Here is a 24375-nt window from a genome sequence, read left to right on the forward strand (position 1 = left end):
GTCAGCCGCGCTCGCGCTGGTCGGCCGGGTCCTCGGTCAGGCTGGCCGGAGACACCGGCTCCGGGGCGGGCAGCCCCTGCGGCTTGTTGCCGCCGGTGGCCTGCGCCTCGGCGACGCGTACCTCGTCGTGGATCTGCTGGGCGGCGGCCGCCGCGGCCTGCGCCGCCTCCGCAGCCTCGCGCTCCACCTGGCTCGCGTGGTCCGCGGCCTCCGGTGCGGGCAGGTCCCCCACCATCTGGCTCAGCCCACCGAGCGCGCCACCCATGCCCTCCAGGGCCTTGGTCAGTTCGGCCGGGACGATCCAGACCTTGTTGGCGCTGCCCTGAGCGATCTGCGGCAGGGCCTGCAGGTACTGGTAGGCGAGCACCTTCTGGCTCGGGTTCGCCTGGTGGATCGCGTCGAAGACCGTACGGATCGCCTTCGCCTGGCCCTCGGCCTGCAGGATCCGGGCCTGCCGGTCACCGTCGGCCCGCAGCACCGCCGACTGCTTCTCACCCTCGGCGGTGAGGATCTGCGACTGCTTGTGCCCCTCGGCGGTCAGGATCGCCGCGCGGCGGTCCCGCTCGGCGCGCATCTGCTTCTCCATCGAGTCGCGGATGCTGGCCGGCGGCTCGATCGCCTTGATCTCGACCCGGGTCACCTTGATGCCCCAGCGGCCGGTGGTCTCGTCCAGCACACCCGAGAGGTGCCGGTTGATCTCGTCCCGGCTGGTCAGCGCCCGCTCCAGATCGAGCGAACCGATCACGTTACGCAACGTGGTGACCGTCAACTGCTCGATGGCCTGGAGGAAGCTGGAGATCTCGTAGGTCGCCCGGACCGAGTCGACCACCTTGAAGTAGAGGACAGTGTCGATCGAGACCACCAGGTTGTCCGAGGTGATCACCGGTTGCGGCGGGAAGCTGACCACCTGCTCCCGCATGTCGACCTTGGTACGCACCGCGTCGATGAACGGCACCAGCAGATTGAGGCCGGGGCTGAGGGTGCGCTTGTACTTGCCGAGCCGTTCCACCACATCCTGGCGCTGCTGCGGCACGATCCGCACCGCCTTGGCCAGCGTAATCACGGCGATCAACGCCACCGCGATGATCAGCACACCGATGACCGTCATCCGTTCACCCTCTCGCTTCCGGCAGCTCGCCGGCGGAAGAAACATCGTCCTGCCACACCAGGGCTGTCGCGCCCCGGACCTTTATCACCCGAACCCGTTGACCGGGCTCGAAAGTCTGCGTCGTGTCATACGGTCGGGCCGTCCACAGTTCCCCGTCGATCTTGACCAGGCCGTGCTCGGCGTCCACCCGTTCCAGCACCAGCGCCGTGGAGCCCTCGATCGCCTCCACGCCGAACGGCTGCTCGCCGCTCTCCAGCGCGGAGCGGCTGTGCCGCCGGATGACCGGTCGAACCACCAGCAGGCTCAATGCCGACACCACCGCGAAGACCAGTGCCTGCACGGCGACCGGCGCCCCCAGGGCGGACGCACCGGCAGCGGCGAACGCACCGGCTCCGAACATGATCAGAAATAGCGTCGTCGTGAAAATCTCGGCGACCGCCAGCACCACACCCAAAACGATCCACACCACGGCGTCCACACCGCAAGGGTGACACGTTAATGCACGAGCAGCCCACCCGTGATCATCAGTAGGCTCGGCGAAACGATCGCCGCCCACCGAATCCACCGGCCGAACGAGGAGATCCCCGTGACTCTGCTGCCCGCGACCGCCCGACAGATCGACACCCAGGTGGCCCAGGCGCAGATCGACGGTCGTACCCCGTCACTGGTGCTGGGCGTGGTCCGCGACGGCGCGCTGGTCCACCTGGCCACCGCCGGCGAGCACCCCCGCCCGGACGCCGATCTGCAGTACCGGGTGGGCTCGATCAGCAAGACGATGACCGCCACCTTGATCATGCAGTTGCGTGATGCCGGCCAGCTGTCCCTCGACGACCCGCTGGAACGGCACCTGCCGGGCACCGCGGTGGGCGCGCTCACACTGCGTCAGCTGCTCGGGCACGCCAGCGGCATGCAACGCGAACCCGAGGGCGACTGGTGGGAGCGGAGCGCGGGCACCGACCTGGCCGGGCTGCTCGACGGGCTGAACGCCGACAAGATCGCCTATCCGCCGCACACCGCCTACCACTACTCCAACCTGGCGTACGGGCTCCTCGGCGGCCTGCTCGAACGGCTCACCGGAACGCGGTGGGCCGACCTGCTCGACGAACGGGTGTTCGGCCCGCTGGGAATGCGCCGCACCACCTACACGGCCACCGAGCCGTACGCCCGCGGCTACGTCGTCCACCCCTGGCACGGCACGTTGCGCGAGGAACCCCGTACCGACACCGGCGCGATGGCCCCCGCCGGGCAGCTCTGGTCGACGATCGAGGACCTGGGCCGCTGGGCCGCCTTCCTGGCCGACCCCGACCCGTCGGTGCTGGCCGCCGGGACGCTCACCGAGATGTGCGCGCCCGTGGTGATCAACGATCTCGACTCCTGGACCGGTGGGCACGGGCTGGGGCTGGAGCTCTACCGCGACGGCGAGCGGGTGTACGTCGGGCACGGCGGCTCGATGCCCGGGTACGTGGCCAGCCTCGTGGTACACCGACCCACCCGTACCGCCGTTGTCGGCTTCGCCAACTCGTACGGCTTCCCGATCACCGAACTCGGTCGCCGGGTGCTGACCAGCGTGCTGGACGCCGAGCCGGCGCTCCCGCAGCCGTGGCGGCCGGCCGCCGCCGCGCCCGGTGCCGACCTGGCCGAGCTGAGCGGCCGCTGGTGGTGGATGGGCCTTCCGCTGGATCTGCGCTGGGACGCGGGTGACCTGGTGGCCCATGTCCGTGGTGAGCGGGTGAGCCGGTTCACCGCCGAGGGGCCGGACCGCTGGCGGGGACGCTCCGGCCCGGAGAACGGCGAGATCCTGTCGGTGCTGCGCGACGACAACGGGCGGGCGACGGCTGTCGACATCGCCACCTTCGTCTTCACCCGCAGCCCGGACGAAGCCCCCTGAGCCAGCCGCCGACAGGGCCGGGCGGCGGCGGAGCCGGGCGGCGGCGGAGCCGGGCGGCGACAGGGCCGGCCGCCGGCGGGGCCGGGCGGTCAGGGGGTCTCGGTGACGAAGTCGATGAGGCGTTCCATGGCGTTGATCAGGGGCGTTTCCACGTCGGCGAAGCTGTTCACCCGGGACAGGATGTGCCGCCACATGTCGGCCGGCTCGGCCACCCCGAGGGCCGCGCAGACCCCTTCCTTCCACGGCCGCCCCGGCGGCACCACCGGCCACGCCGCGATGCCCAACGCCGCCGGCTTGACCGCCTGCCACACGTCCACATAGGGGTGGCCGGTCACCAGCACGTACGGCGAGTCGACCCGGGCCACGATCCGGCTCTCCTTGCTGCCAGGCACCAGGTGGTCGACGAGGACGCCGAGCCGTCGGGTCGGGCCGGGGCCGAAGTCGCGTACGTCGGCGTCGAGGGCGTCGATGCCGTCCAACGGCTCCACGACAACGCCCTCGATGCGCAGGTCGTCACCCCAGATCCGCTCGACCAGGGCGGCGTCGTGGATACCCTCCACCCAGATCCGGCTGGCCTTGGCCACCTGGGCGCGGACGTTGTCCACCGCCACCGAGCCGGACGCGGTCCGCCGCCGGGCGGCCGGCACCGGCGCGCGGGTGGGGCGGCGCAGCGTGACCGGGCGGCCGTCGAGCAGGAACGCCGCCGGCAGCAGCGGGAAGTTGCGCCGCTTGCCGTGCCGGTCCTCCAGCACCACGGCACCGGCCTCGAAGCCCACCACCGCTCCGCAGAACCCGGAGTCGGCGTCCTCCACCACGAGGTCCGGTTCGGCGTCCACCTCGGGGGTGACCTTCCGCCGTCGCCAGTCCCCCGCCAACACGTCCTCGCCGTATCGCCCCGCCATGTCGATCACGCTAACTCCCGCGCCATCACCCCGCCCTCCGACACACCGCCCCACCTCGTCCACCCGCCACCACCGCGGCGATCACACAGTGGATTCGAGGCGACCCAGGTCGCTGTCGACCGGTGCCGGCCAGACGGATTCCTCGCCTCCGCCGCGGCCGGTCACGGCCAGCAGGACGCCTGGCGTCCACCGGGGTTGGGCGCTGGCATTGCGCGCACGGTCGCTCCTGGGTGAGTTGGTGTTGGCCTGCCGTTCTGGCATGCTGCATATGTGGAACTTGGTTCCGCTAAAACATACGGAACGAGGTTCCGTTTTCCCCAAGGGATGTGACGGAGGCAACGGTGGCCAGCACCGGGACAGATCCCGCGCGCAAGCAGCGGGCGGATTCGCTGCGCAACCAGACGGCGCTCCTGGAGGCGGCCGCCGCCGCGTTCATCGCCTCCGGGGTCAACGCGCCGGTGCGCGACATCGCCGCCAGGGCCGGCGTCGGGGTCGGGACGATCTACCGCCACTTCCCGACCCGCGCCGACCTGATCGTCGCGGTGTACCGACACCAGGTCGAGGCCTGCGCCGAAGCCGGCCCCGTGCTCCTGGCGCAGAGCGCCACACCGCACGCCGCCCTGGCCAGTTGGATCCACCTCTTCGTCGACTTCCTGGTCACCAAGCACGGTCTGGCCGAGGCGATGCGGTCCGACGACGCCGCCTTCCAGACGCTGCACGCGTACTTCCTCGACCGGCTCGTCCCCGTCTGCGCCGACCTGCTCGCCGCCGCCAGCGCGGCGGGCGAGATCGTTCCCGACATGAACCCCCTGGTCCTGATGCAGGGCATCGGCAACCTCTGCATCGGCGCCGACAACCCCGCCTACGACGCGCGTCTCATGGTCGACGTGGTCATCGCCGGCCTACGGGTGCATTAGCGGCCGGAAAGACCCGCACCCCGGACCGTGCCGCACGCGGGATCGGGCGAAGGGGGCAGTTCGGGGCACGCAGGGCGGCCGGAGCGGCAGTCGAGACAGGGCCGGTCGTGACCACGTACCCTTTCGGCATGTCCACCCCCGCAACGGGCGCGGCCACACTCGCGCCGCGCCGGTCGAGCCGGTTCGTTGCCTGGGTGCGCGCGTGGCGCGCCGGGTTGGTGCCGTACGACGAGGTCGCCGACGCCATCGCCGGCGACGAGGAACATCTCGTTGCGGACGCCCCGGGCACCTGGACCGACGTCCCGCTGGGTTCCGCGCTGCCCACCCTGGCCAAGCTCTCCCCCGACGAGATCCGCCTGGTGCTGCCCGCACCCGGCGACCCCCGGGGTCTGCCCGGCCCCGGCGACTTCGCCGGCGCGGCGCTGGTAGCGGGTGAGGCGGTGGTCGCCGGCGGGCTCGGGTTGATCCCGGAGGTCCGCTCGCACACCTCCGGCTCCGGGGACTGTTTCGAAACGGTGCTGTGGCGGGTGTACCCGCTGCCGGCCAACGCGCCCGCCGCGTCGCTCTCGTTGCCCGGCGCCGCCGAGGCGGAGGCCGAACTGGCCGCCGCGCTGGCCGAGACGACCGCCGCGCTGACCCGCCTCGACGTCGCCCAGTGGCGGCCCGAGCTGGCAGGCGCGCTGGCCGCGTTGCGCCGCCCCGACGGCACCACCGACCTGCCACCAGGGTTCGACCCGAGGGCCCGCCGGCTCTTCGCCCGAGCCGCGGTGCTCGACCGGGTGCTCGCGCTGGCCGGGCACTCCGCGCCCGGCGGGGCGATCAACAACTATGAGGCGCAGCAGCGCGACGCCGCGCTGCGTCCGCTCACCGCCGCCTGCCGCCAGGCCCTGGTGGCCGCCTGCAACGCCCCCCTGCGCCCCTGACCGCCCCCTGACCGACGCGTTACCGCCCGGGACCGCCCGGGGACCGACGCGTTACTGCCCGGGACCGACGCGATACCCCTCATGATCATGCTCGAACATGGATGTAGTGGCCTCCGGCTCCGCCGGTGACCCCTACATCCTGGTTACAGCGCGATCATGGGGGCGGCGCGGCCCAGGAGCGGCGCAGCGCGGCCGCAGCGAGGTCAGACCTCGTCGAGGAGGTCTGCGACCGAGTTGATGATCCGGGAGGGGCGGTACGGGTAGCGCTCGGCCTCGGTGCGGCTGCTGATCCCGGTGAGCACCAGGATGGTCTCCAACCCGGCCTCCAGACCACACAGGATGTCGGTGTCCATCCGGTCACCGATCATCGCGGTGCTCTCCGAGTGCGCGTTGATGGTGTTGAGCGCCGAGCGCATCATCATCGGGTTGGGCTTGCCGACGAAGTACGGCTCCACCCCGGTCGCCTTGGAGATCATGGCGGCGACCGAGCCGGCGGCGGGCAGCGCGCCCTCCACGGACGGGCCGGTCACATCCGGGTTCGTGCAGATGAACCGGGCGCCGTCGTTGATCAGACGGACGGCCTTGGTGATCGCCTCGAAGCTGTAGGTGCGGGTCTCGCCGAGCACCACGTAGTCGGGGGCGAAGTCGGTCAGCACGTAGCCGACGGCGTGCAGGGCTGTGGTCAGCCCGGCCTCACCGATGACGTACGCGGTGCCACCCGGCCGCTGGTCGGCGAGGAACTGGCCGGTGGCCAGGGCCGAGGACCAGATCGACTCCTCCGGCACGTCCAGCCCCATCCGGCTGAGCCGGGCCGTCAGGTCGCGCGGGGTGTAGATCGAGTTGTTGGTCAGCACCAGGAACGGCTTGCCGGAGGCGCGCAACCGGTTGATGAACTCGGGCGCGCCGGGCACCGGCTGGCCCTCGTGCACCAGCACGCCGTCCATGTCGGTCAGCCAACTCTGCACGGGCTTACGGTCATGCATGATGATCCTCAGAGGTCAGGGACGACGGGTCGGCACGCAACAGACGGTGGGGCAGGTGTCCCACATCGGCAGCTCGCCCAGGCGGCGGCGCAACTGCGCGCCGTCCGGGTCGGTCCGCTCGGTGACCAGCTCACGCACCATGGTCACGAAGCGCGGGTCGGTGCCCGGCGTGGCGGCCCGGACGAAGTCCAGGCCGAGCTGCTTCGCCGTCTCCAGCGCTTCGGTGTCCAGGTCCCACACGACCTCCAGGTGATCGGAGACGAACCCGATCGGGCTGACCACCACGCCGGTGGTGCCGCCCTGCGCGAGGGTGGCCAGGTGGTCGTTGACGTCCGGTTCCAGCCATGGCACCTGCGGCGGGCCGGAGCGGCTCTGCCAGACCAGGTCGTATTCCAGGTCGGGGGCGGCGGCCGCGGCGACGAGCCGGGCGGTCTCGTGCAGCTGCGCCTCGTACCGGCCGCCGTGCGGGCCGGCGTTGGCCGCCATCGAGCTGGGGATGGAGTGGGCGGTGAAGACCAGCCGGGTGCTGTCCCGCTTCCCCGGGTCGAGCTGGCCCAGTGCCGCCCGGACCGCGTCGACGTGCGGCTCGACGAAACCGGGGTGGTCCCAGAACTGGCGCAGCTTCTCGATCACCGGGGCGTCCGGGCCGACGGCGGCACGGGCGGCGGCGATGTCCTCCTGGTACTGCCGGCAGGACGAGTAGCCGCCGTACGCGCTGGTGACGAAGGCCAGCGCACGGGTCACCCCGTCGTCGCGCATCCGGCTCACGGTGTCGGCGAGCATCGGGTCCCAGTTGCGGTTGCCCCAGTAGATGGGCAGGTCGACACCGTGCGCGGCGAAGTCGGCGCGAACGGCGGCCAGCAGGTCCCGACACTGCTGGTTGATCGGGGACACTCCACCGAAGTGCTGGTAGTGCTCGGCGACCTCGGCCAGCCGCTCGGGCGGCACACCTCGACCCCGGGTCACGTTCTGCAGGAACGGCATCACGTCCTCGGGCCGTTCCGGCCCGCCGAAGGACACCAGGACCACCGCGTCGTACGACATGGGGTCATTCTTGCCCCTCGGCCGGGACGCCCCGGCGACGCCCCCTGATCCGGATGCGTGGATCACGCGTCCGGACCTCGGCGGCGTCGCCGGAGAGCGTCAGGCGCCGATGGCGTGGTAGCCGCCGTCGACGTGGACGATCTCGCCGGTGGTGGCCGGGAACCAGTCGGAGAGCAGCGCCAGGCAGGCCCGCGCGGCGGGCTCCTGGTCGGTGAGGCTCCAGCCCAGCGGGGCCCGTTCGGTCCAGGCCTCCTCGAACTGGTCGAAGCCGGGGATCGACTTCGCGGCGATGGTGCGCAGCGGCCCGGCGGCCACCAGGTTGCTGCGGATGCCCTGCTTGCCCAGGTGCAGCGCCAGGTAGCGGGACGCCGACTCCAGGCCGGCCTTGGCCACGCCCATCCAGTCGTAGACCGGCCACGCCTTCGTCGCGTCGAAGGTCAGGCCGACCACCGCGCCACCGGGCGACATCAGCGGCAGCGCCGCCATCGCGAGGGACTTGTACGAGAAGGTGGAGACGTGCAGGGCGGTCGCCACGTCCTCCCAGGGCGCGTCGAGGAAGCCGCCGCCGAGGCAGCTCTGCGGGGCGAAGCCGATCGAGTGCACGACACCGTCGAGGCCGTCGACGTGCTCGCGCACCCGGTCGGCGAGGCCGGCCAGGTGCTCGGTGTTGGTGACGTCCACCTCGATCACCGGCGCCGGCTCGGGCAGCCGCTTCGCGATCCGCTCGACCAGGGAGAGCCGGCCGTAGCCGGTGAGCACGACCTGCGCGCCGTTCTCCTGAGCGAGCTTCGCCACCGAGAAGGCGATCGAGGCGTCGGTGATGACACCGGTGACGAGCAGTCGCTTACCGGCGAGCAGTCCGGACATGCAGATTTCCTCCGTAGTCAAAAGGGTTAGTGGCCCATTCCGAGGCCGCCGTCGACCGGGATGACGGCACCGGAGACGTACCCGGCGCTGTCGGAGGCCAGCCAGGTGACAACGGCCGCGACCTCGTCCGGGCTGGCCATCCGGCCGGCCGGGATGGACTTGAGGATCTCCGCCTTGCGGTCGTCGGAGAGGCCGGCGGTCATGTCCGTGTCGATGAAGCCGGGCGCCACCACGTTCGCGGTGATGTTGCGGCTGCCCAGCTCCCGGGTGATCGAGCGGGCGACGCCGACGAGGCCGGCCTTGCTGGCGGCGTAGTTGACCTGCCCGGCGCCGCCGGCGAGGCCGACCACCGACGAGATGAAGATCATGCGGCCCCACTTGGCGCGGAGCATCTTGCCGGAGGCCCGCTTGGCGACCCGGAACGCGCCGGTGAGGTTGGTGTCCACCACATCGGTGAACTGCTCCTCGGACATCCGCAGCAGCAGCGTGTCGGCGGTCATGCCGGCGTTGGCGACCAGCACCTCGACCGGCCCCAGCTCGGCCTCGACGGCGGCGAACGCGGCGTCGATCGAGGCGGCGTCGGTGACGTCGGCGCGGACGCCGAACAGCCCGTCGGGTGCCTCGCCGCTGCGGTGGGTGACCGCCACCCGGTCGCCCTGCTTGGCGAAGGCCTGCGCGATGGCCAGGCCGATTCCCCGGTTGCCCCCGGTCACCAGCACGGTACGGGCCACTGTTCCCCCTTGCGAATGGTCAGCACAGACGCGCGAAAGCCTAGGCGTTACCGACAGGTAAGCGCTAACGGGAGTCGCGTCACACTGGGGTACGACAGCGGGATCAACCCCTGGTGGCACGCCTCGTGACGGTCTCGGCCCGTAGCCTCCGGGTGGTGAACCGGCATCCGATCGCCGTGGCCCTGCGGGCCCTGCGGCAGACAGTGCTGGGCCCGGACGCACCGGTCGAACGGCCGCTGCTGGCCCGGTGGCCCGGGCCGGCCCGCTACGCCGCCCCGGTCGGCCTGCTGGCCGCTCTCGGCCTCTTCCTGATCACGCTGACCGTGGAGAGCGAGTGGGGCCTGCCGATACTGGTCGCGCTGCTGTTCGCGGCGATGACCGTGGCGCCGCTGCTGGCGCTGCCCCGGCGTCCGCTGCTGGCCTGGCGGCTGACGGTGCTGGCCCTGCTGATCTGCACGTTCAACGCGCCGGCCGACCAGGCCTGGCCGTGGACCCCGCCGCTGGCGCTCGGGTCGATCGTGGTGGTGGCGGTGGTCGTCACGCGGGTCGACCGGCCGGTGCTGGGCTGGGTGGTGGCGATCACGACGGTGCCGGTGCTCACCCTGGTCGAGCCCGAGAACCGGGTCGCTGTCCTGCTGCTGCTCGGGGCGTTGGCGATCGTCGGTGACCTGATCCGACGCAACCGGCTGTCCCGGCGGGCGCTGGCCGCGCAGACCGAGCTGAGCGAGCGGGAGCAGGAACGCCGCGGGGTGCTGGAGGAGCGCACCCGGATCGCCCGGGAGCTGCACGACGTGGTGGCCCACCACATGTCGCTGATCGCGGTGCAGGCGGAGACCGCCCCGTACCGGCTGACCGACGTGCCGGCGCCGGCAGCCGCGGAGTTCGTCGCCATCGCCGCGTCGGCCCGCGACGCGCTCACCGACATGCGGCGACTGCTGGGGGTGCTGCGCAGCGAGACGACCGGGCCGCAGACCGCGCCGCAGCCGGACCTGACCGACCTGGGCGCGATGGTGGACGCCGCCCGCCGGGCCGGGCTGTCGGTCACGCTGGACGCCGAGCAGGTGGACGACGACCGGGTGCCCGCGCCGGTCGGGCTGGCCGCGTACCGCATCGTGCAGGAGGGCCTGGCCAACGCGGCCCGCCACGCGGCCGGCGCCGCGGTGCGGGTCACCGTCCGCGCCGGTGCGTCCGGCCTGGGGGTACGGGTGGAGAACGCGCCACCCGCCACGGCGGGCTCCCGGCCTGGCGAGGCGGGCTCCGGGCACGGGCTGACCGGCATGCGGGAACGGGCCACCTCGCTGGGCGGTACGTTCACCGCCGGGCCGCTGCCCGACGGGGGTTACGCGGTGGCGGCCGAGTTGCCGTACGACGCGGAGGGTGGGGACCGATGATCCGGGTGCTGATCGCCGACGACCAGGCGATGGTCCGGCAGGGCTTCGGCGCGCTGCTCGCCGCCCAACCGGATCTGCTGGTGGTGGGTGACGCCGCCGACGGGGCGCAGGCCGTGGCCGCCGCCCGCCACCTCGACCCGGACGTGGTGCTGATGGACGTGCGGATGCCGGTGATGGACGGGCTGGAGGCCACCCGCACGCTGCTCGGTGACCGGTCGGCGCAGCGTCCCCGGGTGCTCATCCTCACCACGTTCGACCTGGACGACTACGTGTACGAGGCGCTGCGCGCCGGGGCCAGCGGTTTCCTGCTCAAGGACGCCCCGGCGGCCGACCTGGTGCAGGCGGTGCGGGTGGTGGCGGCCGGGGACGCGCTGCTCGCCCCCGCTGTCACCCGCCGGCTGATCGCCGAGTTCGCGGCCCGCCCGGACCGCCGCCGCCCCCGTCCCACCGACCTGGCCGGGCTCACTCCACGAGAGACCGAGGTGCTGCGGTTGATCGCCCGGGGCCGCAACAACGCGGAGATCGCGGGTGACCTGGTGGTGGCCGAGCAGACAGTGAAGACGCACGTCGGGCGGATCCTGGCCAAGCTGGGGCTGCGCGACCGGGCCCAGGCCGTGGTGCTGGCGTACGAGACGGGTCTGGTGGCCGCCGGCGAGTAGCCCCGTGGAGCCAGCACGGGAACGGCTCCGCGGCACGACGACCGGGCCCCGCCCCTGGGCGCACTCTCCCTCCGGACGACATTCCGGAGGGAGAACGTGATGCGACGACGAGGTGCCAGCCGGTTGGCGGTGGCCGCGCTGCTCGGCGTGAACCTGGTCCTGCCGACCCCGGCCAGGCCGGCCACGGCGGCGGGGTTCGTCGAGGCGTACCCGCAGATGGCGGCGGCGATGCGCGCGGCCGGCCCCCCGTACGCGGACTGGGCGGCCGACGGACGCCGGTTCCTGCTGTTCGACACGCGCGGTGACGGCCGCGCGGTCGAGGTGCTCGGCGACCTCGCCACCGCCGACCGGATCGCGGTGCTGGTGCCCGGGGTCGGCAACACGCTCGCCGACTTCGACAGGGGGTTGGGTGGGGTGGCCCGGCGGGCGCCCGCCGTGCAGGCCGGGCAGGTCTACCGGGAGCTGCGGGCGACCGACCCGGCGGCGCGGGTCGCGGTGCTGGCCTGGCTGGGCTACGACCCGCCCGACGGGGTGCTGACCGCCGCCGGTGGGGTCAGCGCCCGGCGCGGCGCGGCCGGGCTGGCCCCGCTGCTGCGCGAGCTGGCCGGGCAGCGTCCGGGCGCGACGATCACGCTGGTCGGGCACAGCTACGGGGCGCTGGTGGTGGCACTGGCGGCGGCGCACGCCCCGCCTCAGGTCACCGACGTGGTCAGCCTCGGTGGGGTGGGCGCTGGCGTGCAGCGCGCCGACGACCTGCCCGGCGGGCGGCGGTTCTGGGCCGCCGAGGCGCCGACGGACTGGATCCGACGGGTCCCGCCGCTGCGGCTGCCCGGGTTGGGCTTCGGTCGGCGACCCGGCGACCCGGCGTTCGGCGCCCGACCCCTGCCGGTCGGCGGGGTGGCGGGGCACGACGGCTATCTCGCGCCGGGCAGCGCCGCGCTGGTCGCGGTGGCGGCGGTCGTGCTGGGCGGCGTCGACGCCGACCGGACCGGGGACGCCCGGTGAGCCGGGATCGGGCCGTCGACGCGCTGCGGGCGTACGCCATCGGCGGGGTGGTGCTGGGGCACTGGCTGGTCACCGGCCTGGTGTTGACCGGCGACGGCGGGCTGCACCAGGCCAGTCCGCTGACCGCCCTGCCCGGCCTGGCCCCGCTGACCTGGGTGTTGCAGACGCTCGGGTTGTTCTTCTTCACCGCCGGGTTCGGCTCGGCCCGGTCGCTGGCCCGGCACCCGGGCGGTACGGGCGGTCGGCTGGCCGGTCGGCTGCGTCGGCTGCTGCTGCCCACCGTGGCGCTGCTCGGGGTGGGTGCGGCCGTCCTGCTCGCCGCCACCGTCGTCGGCACCTCCGACGACACGCTCGCCGTCGCGCTGCGGCTCGCGGTCAGCCCGCTGTGGTTCCTGCTACCGCTGGTGATCCTGGTCGCGTCGACCGGCCCGCTGCGCGCCGCCGTACGCCGCTGGGGTGTGCTGCGCTGCGCGACACCGGCGGTGGCCGTGGTGGCCGCGGCCGACCTGGCCGTCCGCCTGGTGCCGGCCGCCGGCGACCTGCCCCCGGTCACCGTGCTGGCGGCCTGGTCGGTGCCGTACCTGCTGGGGGTGGCGCACGCCGACGGGTGGCTGCGGAGCCGGCGGGCCGGTGGCACGGCGGCGGCCGGTGGGGCGCTCGCGCTGGCGACGCTGCTGGCGCTCGGCTACCCGGTGAGCGCGGTGGGGGTGCCCGGGGCCGGGGTGTCCAACCTGAACCCGCCGTCGCTGCTGGTCGTGGCGCTGGCGGTCACCCAGGTCGGGTTGGGGTTGCTGGCCCGGCCGGCGCTGCGACGGCTGCTGGCCCGGCCACTGCCGGGTCGGGCGGTGACCGAAGTGAACCGGTTCGCGGTCCGGATCTATCTGTGGCACCAGCCGGTCCTGGTGGCGGTGACAGCGCTCACCGCCCGTGGCGGGCTCGCCCTGCCCGGTCTGCACACCGTCCCGGACGACTCGGGGTGGGTGCTGGCCCGCTGCTGCTGGCTGCCGCTGCTCGCCGGGGTGCTGGTCACTGTCGTGCGGGTGGGCCAGCCGGGGTCGCCGCGCCGCCGAGGCGTCCGGGCTGGTGATCAGCGGCGTCGCCGACCGGGCGGTGGAGGGGTCGCCGGCCGGTCGGCCGAGTGCGTTCGGCCGGCACCGCAGGTGTACGATCATCGACGTTCCGGCCCGCCCGACTTGCAGGAGGTGATCGCTGTGCGAGATAGCGATCCTCCCAGTCGTGGCCGGGCCGATGGTCAGTCCCGCTGAGCCACGACTCAGTCTGGTGAGCTGACCCCGCTCCGCTCCCCACCACGTCGGCACCTGCCGAGGTGAGTGTGCCGCGCCGCCCGAACCCGGGCGGTCGCCGGGAGCCGCCCGGTCACGACTTCGTGTGCGCGTCCCTACCCCCTGCGGTCCGCCCCCGCACGCGGACCGTCCAGCCGCCACCCGGAGCCGTCCATGAGCCGCTACGTCGCCCCGCTGGGCTTCACCCTCGCCGCCGTCTGGGTGGCCATCGTCTTCGTCCTCGCCGGCGGCGGCCACTGAGCTGGTCGTCCTCCCCGGCGGCGGCCACTGAGCTGGTCGTCGTCACGGCGACGGCCACCGGGTTGGTGCCGACCGGCGGCGGTGGGTGACCGCCGCCGGTCCCACCGCTCAGAGCATCCGCGACGACCACAGCAGGCTGAGCGCACCGGCGCAGAGGGCCAGCAGCAGCGCCACCCCGGCGTACCACTGGGTCACCTCACGCGGCTCGGTGCGGAACCCGATCGAGCTGCCCATGTCCTGATAGACCTGCTTCAGCTCGCTCACCGAGGCCGCCTCGTAGAAGTAACCCTCGGTGGTCTCGGCGAGTTCGGCGAGGGCCAACCGGTCCACCGGCACCCGCTGCAACTGCCCGCCGATGTCGACCTGGCCGGTGTCCGTGCCGAAGGCGATCGTGGAAACCGGGACGTTGGCGGCCTGCGCGGCGGCCGCCGCCTCCTCCACCGCCCGACCGGAGGTGCGGAAGCCGTCCGAGAGCAGCACGATCCGCGCCGGTGGGATACCCGCCGCGCCGTCGGCGGGCACCGACCGGATCGCCTCCAGGCAGGTGAACACCGCCTCCCCGGTCGCTGTCGCCTCGGCCAGCACCAGCCCGTCGATGGCGCTGGTCACCGCGTCGCGGTCCTTGCCCGGCGGCACCAGCACGTTGGCCGCCTTGGCGAACGACACGAGGCCCAGGTTGTAGCTCTCCGGCAGCTCACTGACGAACTGCTTGGCGGCCTCCTGGGCCGCCTCCAGCCGGTTCGGTGACACGTCGTCGGCCTGCATCGACAACGACACGTCGATGGCGAGCATCACGGTGGCCCGCTCCAGCGGCTCCTTGGTGTCGACAGCGGGCCGGGCCAGTGCGGTGGCCAACACCAGCAGGCAAAGCAGGAACGCGGTCGCCGGGACGTGCCGACGCCAGCCCAGGCCCTTCGGCGCCACCGTCCGCAACAGGTCCACATTGGTGAACCGCATCGCGTACGCCCGGCGGTGCAGCTGCCGCCAGACGTAGAACGCGGCGAGGGCGAACACCGGCAGCACGGCCAGCAGCCACCACGGTTGCAGAAAACGGATCATCGTGTCGTCCCCCGGGTGCGTGCGTGCCGTTGCGCGGCCACGAATCGCACCATGTCCAGCAGCCAGTCTCGGTCGGTACGCAGACGCAGGTGGGCCGCACCGGCGCCGCGCAGGGCGGCGGCGATGGTGGCCCGTTGGGCGGTGGCGGCGTCGGCGTAGCGCTGCCGCAGCCGTGGGTCGGCGGTCTGCACCTCGTGCAGTTCGCCGCTCTCCGGGTCGACCACCGGCAACACGCCCACGTCGGGCAGTTCCAGCTCACGCGGGTCGACCACCTCGATCGCCAGTACGTCGTGCCGGACGCGCAGCTTACGCATCGGCCGGGCCCACTGCTCGGCCGGAGCGAGGAAGTCCGAGACGACCACTGCCACCCCACGGCGGCGGGGCGGGCGGTTGAGCATCTCGATCAGCGCGCCCAGATCACCACGACCGGGCTGGATGGCGGTGCCGGCGACGGCACGCAGCAGACCCTGCGCCTCCTTGCGCCCGGAGCGGGCCGGCAGCCGGGTGAGCACCCCGGGCCCCGGCGGCGGTGGTCTGCCCCGCCAGCGTCGGGCCGGCGCGGACACCCCGCCGCCGGTGCCGATCACGGCGCCGATCCGGTTACCGCCGCGCACGGTCAGGTGGGTGATGGCAGCGGCGGCGGCCACCACGACCTCCCGCTTGAGCCACTGCCCGGTGCCGAAGTCGAGGCTGGCGGAGAGGTCCAGCGCGAGCCAGGTCTCCAGTTCCCGGTCGGCGACCGTACGCCGCACGTGCGGTGTGGTCGTGCGTGCCGTGACCGGCCAGTCCATCCGACGCACGTCGTCGCCGGGGCGGTACTCCCGGGACTCCCCCGCCTCACTGCCCGGTCCGGGCAGCAGGCCGGCGTAGTCGCCCTGGAGCAGACCGTCGAGCTTGCGGGTGACGAGCAGCTGAAGCCGGGACAGCACGGCCTCGCTACGGTCGCCGAGGAGGGCTGGACGAGGGGTGGGTGAGGTCACGGCCGCTGCCCGGGCCAACCAGCGCCCGGCGGCGGCGCGATCGAGGGCGGGGTGGCCTGCTGCCGGGGCGCGACAGCGGGAAGCGGGATCGTCGACATCACCCGTTGCACGATGTGGTCGGCGGGCACGTCGTCGGCGAGCGCGTCGTAGCTGAGCACCAACCGGTGCCGCAGGATGTCCGGCGCGATGTCCTGCACGTCCTGCGGCAGCGCGTAGTCCCGCCCGCGCAGCAGCGCCAGGGCGCGGGTCGCCCGGACCAGACCCAGCGAGGCGCGCGGGCTGGCACCGTACTGGATCAGTTGCGCGACGTCGGGCATGCCGTGCTCGGCCGGGGCGCGGGTGGCCAGGACCAACCGGACCGCGTAGTCGACCAGGGCGTTGTGGACGAAGACCTGGTCCGCCTTGCGTTGCAGGGCGATCAGGTCCGGTGTGTCGAACACCGCGGTCGGCTCGGGCGCGGCCACGCCCATCCGGTAGACGATCTCCCGTTCCTCAGCGTCGGTCGGGTAGCCCACCACGATCTTCATGAGGAACCGGTCCCGTTGCGCCTCCGGCAGCGGATAGACGCCCTCCTGCTCGATCGGGTTCTGGGTGGCCATCACCAGGAACGGGTCGGGCACCCGGTGGCTCTCGCCGCCGATGGACACCTGCCGCTCGCTCATCACCTCCAGCAGCGCGGACTGCACCTTGGCCGGCGCCCGGTTGATCTCGTCGGCGAGCAGGAAGTTGACGAAGACCGGCCCCAGCTCGACGTCGAACTTCTCGCTCGACTGCCGGTAGATCCGGGTGCCCATGATGTCGGCGGGCACCAGGTCCGGCGTGAACTGCACCCGGGCGAAGGACCCACCGACGACCTTGGCGAGGGTTTCCACCGCCAGGGTCTTGGCCACCCCGGGCACGCCTTCGAGCAGGCAGTGACCACGGGAGAGCAGCGCGACGAACATCCGCTCCACCATCCGGTCCTGCCCGACGATCACACGTTTGATCTCGAACAGCGCCTTTTCCAGCAGGGTGGCGTCCTGCGCGGGTGTGGTCACCGGCGCAGGTGCCGCGCCGTTCGGCGTCGGGGCGTCGGGCATGGTCGGCTGGGCCACCGGTCCTCCACAGCGTTTGTCGGTCGTCGCGGCTTGTGCGGTATCAAGACTCGCACGCCTTGCTGAGTGCCGAGGTGGGGAGAAGCCGATTTTGGCCGCGCCGTCACCAGCAGCCGAATTGCGTATCGCGGGTGTGCACAGACCGGCCCGCCGCGTGTACGATTCACCCCGTCGCCGGGCGGCTCCCCCCGTGGTCGCCCGGCGCTCAACCTCTCCGTCCCGCCGCCCTACACTGGCCGGGATGAGCATTCCCTCCCCCGCCGACGAGGCCCTGGTCTGTTCGGCCCGGGGCTGCCGGTCGGCCGCCGTCTGGGTGCTGGAGTGGAACAATCCCCGTCTGCACGACCCCGATCGGCGCAAGACCTGGTTGGCCTGCGACGAGCACCGGGGCAGCCTCGGTGACTTCCTGGACGCCCGAGGCTTCCTGCGTGCCGTCACTCCGGTGCCCGGATCGCCTACGCTCGACCTGTGAGCGGCGACCCTCCGGCTTCCCCCGGCCCCACTTCTCCGTCCTGGCCGCCCACCCCGGCCGCCACCCCTCCCGGCGTCGATCCGCCGCCCGGCGCGTTCCCGGCGCCGGGCACGCTCGGCCCCGAGCCCGCCGCGCCGGACGTCTCGACGCCCGCCCCACTGCCACCGGGCGCGCTGCCACCCGGTCACCGGCCGACACCCGGCGCCGACCACCGCGCACCCGAACTGCCACCCCCCGGTCTCCTGCCGGCCGACCCCGGCGCGTCCGGGGCTCACCCGTCCGACCCCGGCGCGTCCGGGGTGCTGCTGACGGCCGCGCCGGGTGGTCGGGGGCCGCTGGAGCCCTGGCCGGACACCGTCAACTGGCAGCCGATCTCCACCGACCTGATCTGGGTGGAGCTGATCCGGCTGGCGGTCGTGGTCGCCATCGGGCTGGCGGTGACGGCGGTCGGCTGGGCCCTCAGCGGCCACTGGCTGTTCGGGCTCGCCGTCGCCGTGGTGCTGGTGCTCGGCGCGTGGCGGGCCGTCGCGATCGTCCGCGCCGTCCGGGCCTGGGGGTACGCAGAGCGGGAGAACGACCTGTTGGTCCGGCACGGGCTGCTGGTCCGCCGGCTCTCCATCGTGCCGTACTCGCGGATGCAGTTCGTCGACGTGAGCGCCGGGCCGTTGGAGCGCGCCTTCGACCTGGCCACCGTGCAGTTGCACACCGCGGCTGCGGCCAGCGACGCCCGGGTGCCCGGGCTGCGGCCGGCGGAGGCGTCCCGGCTGCGCGACCGGCTCACCGCGCTCGGCGAGGACCGGGCGGAGGGGCTGTGAACACCCGCGCGGGCAACCGCCGAACGCGTCGAGGGCCGCGCCGATGAGCGACGGACCCGCCGAGCCGAGCACCGTGCCACCCACCGGCCCGACGCCCCCGGGACCGGTGGTGCCCACCGGCACGGCACCCGGCGGCGCGCCGTTCGCTGAGACACCTGGTGGCGCGCCGTTCGCCGGCGGACCCGGTGGCCCGCCGTTCGCCGGTGCGGCGTCGTCCGGGCCGGTGCCGCCGGGGGTGCCCGCGCCGTGGCCGGGACCACCGGGCGGCGGCGTCGGCGAGCCCCGGCAGCGGCTGCATCCGCTCAGCCCGGTGCTGCACGGCGCCAAGTCCCTGGTCGTGGTGATCGCCGGGTTGTCCTGGTCGACGCTGTCCCGGGTGGGCTTCGGCTGGTTCGCCGTCACGGTGGCGGTGCTGGCGCTCGGCGCGACGGTGCTGTCGGTGATCAGCTGGTACAACACCGGCTACCACGTCGTGGGCCGGGAGCTTCGGGTGTACGAAGGGCTGCTCTGGCGGCGTACCCGGGCCATCCCGTTGGAACGGTTGCAGGCCGTGGAGGTGGTCCGGCCCCTGCTCGCGCAGCTCACCGGCCTGGCCGAGCTGCGTCTGGAGGTGGTCGGCGGCGGCAAGACCGAGGCGCCACTGGCGTACCTCGGGGTGGCCGACGCGACAGTGCTGCGCGAGCGCCTGCTGGCGCTGGCCGGGCGGGTGGCGCAGCCGCCCACGCCCGGCGACGCGGCGACCCCGGTCACCCCGGGTGCGCCGGCGCCGCCGCCGGCCGCGCCGGGCCGGCCACTGCACGCGGTACGCAACCAGAACCTGCTGATCAGCCAACTGCTCACCCCGCAGGCGTTCCTGCTCCCGTTCGGTGTGGCGTTCGTCGTGGTGCAGTTCCTCACCGCCGGCTCATGGTCGTTCGTCGCGGTGGCGAGCACCCTGACCGCGATGGCGGGTGTCCTGCTGCAACCGATCCGCCGGGTGCTCGACGACTGGAACTTCCGGCTGGCCCGCGACCGCGGCACGCTGCGGGTGCACAACGGCCTGCTGGAGACGCGCGCGCAGACCGTGCCGCTGGAGCGGGTGCAGACCGTGCGGGCCACCTGGCCGCTGCTGTGGCGGGTGAAGGGCTGGCTGCGGCTGCGGCTGGAGGTGGCCGGTTACTCCGTCGCGGAGGCCGACGACCGCAACCGGCCCGACCGGCTGCTGCCGGTCGGCGACCTGCCGACGGCGACGATGATCGTCGCCGAGGTGCTTCCCGGGGTACGCCTCGACGCGCTCCCGTTGAGCCCACCACCACCGCGAACCCGTTGGCTGCACCCGCTGGGCCGTACCGCGTTCGGTGCGGGCCTGTTCGAGCGGGTGTTCGCCACCCGGTCCGGGCTGCTCACCCGACAACTGGTGATCGTGCCGTACGCCCGGATCCAGAGCGTGCGGGTGGTCCAGGGGCCCATCCAACGCCGTCTGGGCCTGGCCTCCGTCCACGCGGACACCGCTGGCGGCTCCGGTGCCACCGCACAGGACCGCGACCTGGCCGAGGCCTGGGCCCTGGCCGCCGACCTGACCACCAGAGCCCACCAAGCCCGCACCCACCCCCACCCCTCACCTCGTTGATCATGAGGTTATTGCCCGACAGGCCGTGCTGGAGGGCAACAACTTCATGATCAACCGGCCCGGAAGCCGGGGCCGGGGGGGGTGGTTAGTGGTCGGCGGGGACTGAGGTGGGGGTGGTGGGGTCGGGTTCGCGGGGGGTGGGGGGTTCCGGCTGGTTGGTCGGGGTCGGTGGGGGTTCCTTGGCCTGGTCCGACTTGGCGCTCGGGTGGCGGGTGCGCCACGCCGCCCAGCCGCGCTCCGCCAGACCGACCACCAGGAAGGTCATCCCCACGTACGCCCAGCCGACCAGCACGTCGATCACATAGTGCTCACCCGAGTAGACCAGGGTGAAGGTCATCGCCAGCGGGTACGCGAGCAGCAGCGGCCACCAGCGACGACGGGTGGCGGTCAGGAAGAACAGCACCACGAACAGCGCCCACGCGGTGTGCAGCGAGGGCATCGCGGCGACCGGGTTGGAGGCGATCTGGCCGGCGTTGAGGACGTTGCCGGCGCCGTGCATGCCGAACGCCTTCCAACCCCGGGTCGAGATCCGGGCGACCTCGGTGAGCAGGCCGTTCTGCGCCGCCCACCAGGGCGGGGCGGCCGGGTAGACGAAGTAGGTGACCAGGCCGGCCGCGCAGAGGAAACCCCAGCGCCGCATGTACGCCGCCCAGCGGTGCCGGTCGCGTATCCAGAGCACCGCGGCGGCGGCCAGCGCCACCACGAAGTGGGAGAAGTACACCCAGCTCGCCGCGACGTCCCACCAGTGCACCTGCGGGTGGTAGAGGTGCTGCTGCAACCAGACGGTGGGCACCTCACCGCCGGTGGCCCAGCCGAACATGAACCGGTCGGCGACGATCAGCTCCATCGCGTGCGGCGTCGCCCCGTTGTCGGCGAACCCGCGTGAGAGGTTGTACACCACGAACAGCAGCACCACCGGCACCCAGTCCCGGGCGAAGCGCAGGTGACTGCGCCAGGGCCGTTCGCTGTTCCAGGCGATGGTCGCGGCCCAGATCCAGACGAAGGCGTACGCCGGGTCGGTGGGCAGGCCGATGGCCAGCCACGCGGCGACGAAGGCGACCGCCCAGACGGTCATGGCGACGATGCGCCGACGACCCCCGTCCGGGGACGCGGGCGGGTCGGTCCGGGCGGGGGGCTGGGGGTCAGTCACGACGGCCATCGGGGTCAAGGTTAACGACGGGGCCGGCATCGACCGACGGGGACCACCTGGCGGGGTCGTGCACAGGTGGGCGGGCGGGCGGTTCCGGATACCCGGCCGCTTGCTCGGCGGGCCCGGTGAGCACCTAGGCTGACGCCATGCAGGAGCAGCCTGAGCCGGCCCTCGCGCCGGGTCTGACCGCCCAGGTCGAGTTGACGGTCACCGACGCGGACACCGCCCAGGCGGTCGGTTCCGGGGACGTACCGGTGCTGGGCACTCCCCGGGTGCTGGCGCTGGCCGAGGCGGCCACCGTCGCGGCGACGGCGACCGGGATGCCGCCCGGTTCGACGACGGTGGGCACCCGGGTCGAGTTGGAGCACCTGGCGCCGACGGTGGTCGGCCGGACGGTCCGTGCGCAGGCGCTGCTGGCGGCCGTCGACGGCCGCCGGTTGTCGTTCGAGGTCACGGTCAGCGACGGGGACCAGACGGTGGCCCGGGGTCGGGTGGAACGGATCCTCGTCGACCGGGCACGTTTCGTCGAGCGCGCCGGGCGGGCGTCGTGAACGCCGGCTTCGCCGAGGTCGCCGACCGGGTGTACGTGCTGGCTGAGCCGCTGCTGCGGGTCAACGTCACACTGGTCGTCGGCGACGACGAGGCGCTGGTGGTCGACACGCTCTCGTCGGCCGCCCAGGCCACCGAGCTGGCCGGGGCCGTCCGGGCGGTCACTGACCGTCCGTTGACGCTGGTCAACACCCATCACCACTACGACCACTGCTTCGGCAACGCGGTACTGGCCGGCGACCCACCCCGCCCGGTGTACGCGCACGAGCTGGCCGCCGCCGCCCTGCGCGAGGAGCCGGAGCGGCTGCGCCGGGAGGCGTACGAGGAGTTGCGCACGCAGCATCCCACGCTCGCCGCGGAGCTGGCCGACACCCCGCTGCTCGCCCCGACGCACACCGTGCACGTCGAGACGGTCCTCGACCTGGGCGGCCGACGGGTGCTGCTGCGACACCCGGGGCGGGGGCACACCGAGGCCGACCTGGTGGTGCACGTGCCGGACGCCGACGTGCTGGTCGCCGGGGACCTGGTGGAGCAGAGCGGCCCGCCCGCCTTCGAGGACTCGTACCCCCTGCAGTGGCCGGACGCGGTCGCGGACCTGCTGCGGCTGACCACCGCGCGCACCGTGGTGGTCCCGGGCCACGGCGACCCGGTGGACGTCGACTTCGTCCGGGCCCAGCACGCGGAGCTGGCGAAGCTGGCCTGGCTGATCCGGGCCGCGCACACCGGCAGCGCCCCGCCGGAGCGGGTGGCCGCCGAGGCCCCGTTCGGCGCCCGCCCCGCCCTGGTCGCCGCCCACCGTGGCTACCTCGAACTGACCGGCACGGCCTGACCGCCTACACCGACGTACGGCGCCACTGCTGGTGGGTGCCGGTGCCGCAGGTCCACTGGGCGAGGCGGGCACCGTCGGTGGTGGCGGCGTTGAGCACCTCCAGGCACTTGCCGCTGTGCCGGGCGACGAGCTGCACGTACCCCGAGCCGACATCCTGAACGCGCCACTGCTGGTTGGTGCCGCCGTTGCAGCTCCACTGGATCACGCGGACCCCGTCGGCGGTCGCGGTCGCGCCGCCGTACACGTCGAGGCACTTGCCGCTGTGCACACTGACCACCGTCTGGTAACCCCCACCCGCATCCTGGAACCGCCACCGCTGGTTGGGTTGACCGTTCGCGGCCCACTGCACCACGTCGGCGCCGTCGGTGGTCGCGTTGTTGTACACGTCCAGCAGCTTGCCGCTGTGCCGCGCGGTGACGGTGTACGCGGTGGGTACCGGCACCGTGGTGTCCGGGGCCAGCCGGTACAGCCCGGACCCGTGGGCCGGGAGCGACCGGGTGAGGGTGCCGGTCACCGTGCCGAGTGCCGCGCCGGACCACAGGTCGGTCACGGCGGCCGACCCGATCCCGAGGTCGGCGAGGTTCACCGACACCTGTGCCGCGCTGCTGTTGCGGTTGAAGAGGGCGACGTAGCGATGGTTGCTGCCCGGCACGTCGGCGGCCCACACCTGCTGGCTGCCGCCGTAGAGCTGGCGGTTGTTAGTGCTGTTCTGGTTGACCCCGATGACCGCGGCGTTGGTCATCAACGCCAGCTCCGCGGCGCGGTTCTCGACCAGGTTGCCGCCCCACATCAGCGGCGCACGGTTGATCGCCCAGAGCGACATCAGGGTGCGCTGCTCGTCGGAGGTCAGGTTGGAGTATCGCGGCGACCCCACCGGCCCGTACTTGGAGAGCCGGCCGATCGGGATCATGTCGGCGTCGGGCCAGGCGCCGGTGGCGCGGTACGGGGTCCAGTTGCGCAGTTGGTCGAAGAGCGCGTCCACCGACGACCAGTTGTCCCACAGGTCGTTGACGATCCGCCACATGTGCGCGTTGGCCTGGACGTGTGCGCCGCTGGCCAGCGAGGTCGGGCCGGGTGACAGGCTCAGCACCATCGGCCGGCCGCTGCGCTGGATGGCCAGGCGGTACCCCTCGACCTCCGACTGCCGGTAGGTCGGGGCGGCGATGTCGTCCACCTTCACGTAGTCGACGCCCCAGGAGGCCAGCAGCTGGAACATCGAGTCGAGGTAGGTCTGCGCGCACTGGTTGGCCATGTTCAGGCCCCACATCAGGTTGAGCCAGGCCGCGGTGGTGCTGTTGTTGACCTGGTTGGCGCGGCAGGTGGTGCCGAGGATCGGAACGTTGTCGGCGACCGCCTGGCGGGGAATGCCACGCATCAGGTGGACGCCGAACTTCAGCCCCTTCTGGTGGACGTAGTCGGCCAGCGGTTTGAACCCGTTGTCACCGGCGGCGGAGGGGAACCGGGTGGTGTCCGGCAGCAGCCGCCCGTTGGCGTCCATCCGGAGCCGGGGTTGCAGGTTCGCGTCCTGGTTGGGGCTGTTGTTGTGCCGACCGGGGTAGTACCAGGCCCAGTCGATCACCACGTACTCCCAGCCGAACTGCCGCAGGTTGGTGGCCATGTAGTCGGCGTTGGCCCTGACGTCAGCCTCGGTGACGCTCCAGTTGAACGAGTCGTAGCTGTTCCACCCCATCGGCGGGGTGTCGGCCACCCCGTTGTCCCACGCGACCGCCCGCTCGGGTGGGTCGGCGGCGACCACTCCGGCGGCAACGAGAAGCACGACCAGCAGGGCCGCGACGCGGCGGAACGCCAGAGGAACCAGGACCACCCGCATCAGAGCCTCCCCGAGAACAGCACGT

24 protein-coding genes are annotated in these 24375 nt (G+C 73.0%); 12 read left to right on the forward strand and 12 right to left on the reverse strand.

All coding sequences use genetic code 11. The annotated features are described in order from the left end of the window. Window position 1: 1 nt before the first annotated feature. Together ACX27O_RS30400 and ACX27O_RS30405 are read right to left on the reverse strand one after the other, a co-directional pair. On the reverse strand, window positions 2-1108 hold the full coding sequence (locus ACX27O_RS30400; protein WP_030337791.1) for an SPFH domain-containing protein: 1107 nt from the start codon (window positions 1106-1108) through the stop codon (window positions 2-4). Window positions 1109-1112: 4 nt separating this feature from the next. Beyond that, window positions 1113-1586 (reverse strand): NfeD family protein, encoded by a 474-nt coding sequence (locus tag ACX27O_RS30405; RefSeq protein ID WP_210865353.1) that lies wholly within the window; start codon window positions 1584-1586, stop codon window positions 1113-1115. A gap of 108 nt (window positions 1587-1694) precedes the next feature. On the opposite strand from ACX27O_RS30405, the gene ACX27O_RS30410 reads away from it, so the two are divergent. Next, entirely contained in the window at window positions 1695-2996 is a 1302-nt protein-coding gene (locus tag ACX27O_RS30410) for a serine hydrolase domain-containing protein (RefSeq protein WP_030337793.1), read from the forward strand. Between the two features lie 89 nt (window positions 2997-3085). Here the strand turns inward: ACX27O_RS30410 and ACX27O_RS30415 are convergent, their stop codons facing one another. Continuing rightward, complete coding sequence (locus tag ACX27O_RS30415; protein ID WP_030337794.1) at window positions 3086-3898, reverse strand: DUF3097 domain-containing protein; 813 nt, start codon at window positions 3896-3898, stop codon at window positions 3086-3088. 341 nt (window positions 3899-4239) lie between these two features. On the opposite strand from ACX27O_RS30415, the gene ACX27O_RS30420 reads away from it, so the two are divergent. Together ACX27O_RS30420 and ACX27O_RS30425 are read left to right on the forward strand one after the other, a co-directional pair. After that, window positions 4240-4815: a TetR/AcrR family transcriptional regulator gene (locus ACX27O_RS30420; RefSeq protein WP_030337795.1), complete on the forward strand. Its 576-nt coding sequence runs from the start codon at window positions 4240-4242 to the stop codon at window positions 4813-4815. A 128-nt stretch (window positions 4816-4943) separates the two neighbouring features. After that, window positions 4944-5738 (forward strand): hypothetical protein, encoded by a 795-nt coding sequence (locus ACX27O_RS30425; protein WP_030337796.1) that lies wholly within the window; start codon window positions 4944-4946, stop codon window positions 5736-5738. Window positions 5739-5941: 203 nt separating this feature from the next. On the opposite strand, the gene ACX27O_RS30430 is transcribed toward ACX27O_RS30425, so the two are convergent. The 4 genes from ACX27O_RS30430 to fabG form a co-directional block, all read right to left on the reverse strand. Then, window positions 5942-6721 carry an HAD-IIA family hydrolase gene (locus ACX27O_RS30430; RefSeq protein WP_030337797.1) on the reverse strand — a complete coding sequence of 260 codons (780 nt, stop codon included), beginning with the start codon at window positions 6719-6721 and terminating at the stop codon, window positions 5942-5944. A 15-nt stretch (window positions 6722-6736) separates the two neighbouring features. Then, the gene (locus ACX27O_RS30435) at window positions 6737-7765 is read right to left on the reverse strand and encodes a ferrochelatase (RefSeq protein WP_458940470.1); all 1029 of its coding nucleotides are present in this window, start codon (window positions 7763-7765) and stop codon (window positions 6737-6739) included. 99 nt (window positions 7766-7864) lie between these two features. Then, window positions 7865-8632 carry an enoyl-ACP reductase FabI gene (gene fabI, locus ACX27O_RS30440; protein ID WP_030337799.1) on the reverse strand — a complete coding sequence of 256 codons (768 nt, stop codon included), beginning with the start codon at window positions 8630-8632 and terminating at the stop codon, window positions 7865-7867. A 26-nt stretch (window positions 8633-8658) separates the two neighbouring features. Beyond that, window positions 8659-9363, reverse strand: coding sequence for a 3-oxoacyl-ACP reductase FabG (gene fabG, locus ACX27O_RS30445; RefSeq protein WP_124770856.1), 705 nt, complete (start codon window positions 9361-9363; stop codon window positions 8659-8661). A 155-nt stretch (window positions 9364-9518) separates the two neighbouring features. Here fabG and ACX27O_RS30450 point away from each other — a divergent pair, with 155 nt between their 5' ends. The 4 genes from ACX27O_RS30450 (at window position 9519) to ACX27O_RS30465 (ending at window position 13683) form a co-directional block, all read left to right on the forward strand. Next, window positions 9519-10754 (forward strand): sensor histidine kinase, encoded by a 1236-nt coding sequence (locus tag ACX27O_RS30450; RefSeq protein WP_156058005.1) that lies wholly within the window; start codon window positions 9519-9521, stop codon window positions 10752-10754. Further along, on the forward strand, window positions 10751-11413 hold the full coding sequence (locus tag ACX27O_RS30455) for a response regulator (protein ID WP_030337802.1): 663 nt from the start codon (window positions 10751-10753) through the stop codon (window positions 11411-11413). The genes ACX27O_RS30450 and ACX27O_RS30455 overlap by 4 nt, the downstream gene beginning before the upstream one ends. 99 nt (window positions 11414-11512) lie before the next feature. Continuing rightward, on the forward strand, window positions 11513-12418 hold the full coding sequence (locus ACX27O_RS30460) for an alpha/beta hydrolase (protein ID WP_458940471.1): 906 nt from the start codon (window positions 11513-11515) through the stop codon (window positions 12416-12418). Next, entirely contained in the window at window positions 12415-13683 is a 1269-nt protein-coding gene (locus ACX27O_RS30465; RefSeq protein ID WP_458940472.1) for an acyltransferase family protein, read from the forward strand. The genes ACX27O_RS30460 and ACX27O_RS30465 overlap by 4 nt, the downstream gene beginning before the upstream one ends. A 387-nt stretch (window positions 13684-14070) precedes the next feature. On the opposite strand, the gene ACX27O_RS30470 is transcribed toward ACX27O_RS30465, so the two are convergent. From ACX27O_RS30470 to ACX27O_RS30480, 3 genes are read right to left on the reverse strand one after another with little or no spacing between them, the layout of a single operon-like run. Continuing rightward, on the reverse strand, window positions 14071-15021 hold the full coding sequence (locus ACX27O_RS30470; RefSeq protein ID WP_030337805.1) for a VWA domain-containing protein: 951 nt from the start codon (window positions 15019-15021) through the stop codon (window positions 14071-14073). Beyond that, window positions 15018-16019: a DUF58 domain-containing protein gene (locus ACX27O_RS30475; protein ID WP_210865358.1), complete on the reverse strand. Its 1002-nt coding sequence runs from the start codon at window positions 16017-16019 to the stop codon at window positions 15018-15020. The genes ACX27O_RS30470 and ACX27O_RS30475 overlap by 4 nt, the downstream gene beginning before the upstream one ends. Then, a complete protein-coding gene (locus ACX27O_RS30480; RefSeq protein WP_030337807.1) occupies window positions 15998-17095 on the reverse strand; it encodes an AAA family ATPase in 1098 nt (365 codons plus the stop codon). Before ACX27O_RS30480 ends, ACX27O_RS30475 begins: the two co-directional genes overlap by 22 nt. A 241-nt stretch (window positions 17096-17336) precedes the next feature. Between ACX27O_RS30480 and ACX27O_RS30485 the strand changes: the two genes are divergently transcribed. From ACX27O_RS30485 to ACX27O_RS30495, 3 genes are all read left to right on the forward strand, one after another. After that, entirely contained in the window at window positions 17337-17567 is a 231-nt protein-coding gene (locus tag ACX27O_RS30485; RefSeq protein ID WP_030337808.1) for a hypothetical protein, read from the forward strand. 299 nt (window positions 17568-17866) lie between these two features. Next, a complete protein-coding gene (locus ACX27O_RS30490; RefSeq protein ID WP_210865372.1) occupies window positions 17867-18382 on the forward strand; it encodes a PH domain-containing protein in 516 nt (171 codons plus the stop codon). A 43-nt stretch (window positions 18383-18425) separates the two neighbouring features. Further along, a complete protein-coding gene (locus tag ACX27O_RS30495) occupies window positions 18426-19991 on the forward strand; it encodes a PH domain-containing protein (RefSeq protein ID WP_458940473.1) in 1566 nt (521 codons plus the stop codon). 85 nt (window positions 19992-20076) lie between these two features. Here ACX27O_RS30495 and ACX27O_RS30500 read toward each other — a convergent pair whose 3' ends face one another. Further along, a complete protein-coding gene (locus ACX27O_RS30500) occupies window positions 20077-21150 on the reverse strand; it encodes a phosphatase PAP2 family protein (RefSeq protein ID WP_247680451.1) in 1074 nt (357 codons plus the stop codon). A 137-nt stretch (window positions 21151-21287) separates the two neighbouring features. Here ACX27O_RS30500 and ACX27O_RS30505 point away from each other — a divergent pair, with 137 nt between their 5' ends. Continuing rightward, entirely contained in the window at window positions 21288-21692 is a 405-nt protein-coding gene (locus tag ACX27O_RS30505; RefSeq protein ID WP_210860977.1) for a thioesterase family protein, read from the forward strand. After that, the gene (locus tag ACX27O_RS30510) at window positions 21689-22519 is read left to right on the forward strand and encodes an MBL fold metallo-hydrolase (RefSeq protein ID WP_030337813.1); all 831 of its coding nucleotides are present in this window, start codon (window positions 21689-21691) and stop codon (window positions 22517-22519) included. The genes ACX27O_RS30505 and ACX27O_RS30510 overlap by 4 nt, the downstream gene beginning before the upstream one ends. Window positions 22520-22523: 4 nt before the next feature. On the opposite strand, the gene ACX27O_RS30515 is transcribed toward ACX27O_RS30510, so the two are convergent. Next, window positions 22524-24350, reverse strand: a complete 1827-nt coding sequence (locus tag ACX27O_RS30515; protein ID WP_458940474.1) for an alpha-galactosidase — start codon at window positions 24348-24350, stop codon at window positions 22524-22526. Window positions 24351-24375 lie beyond the last annotated feature (25 nt).

Source organism: Micromonospora sp. SD19, assembly GCF_054462275.1.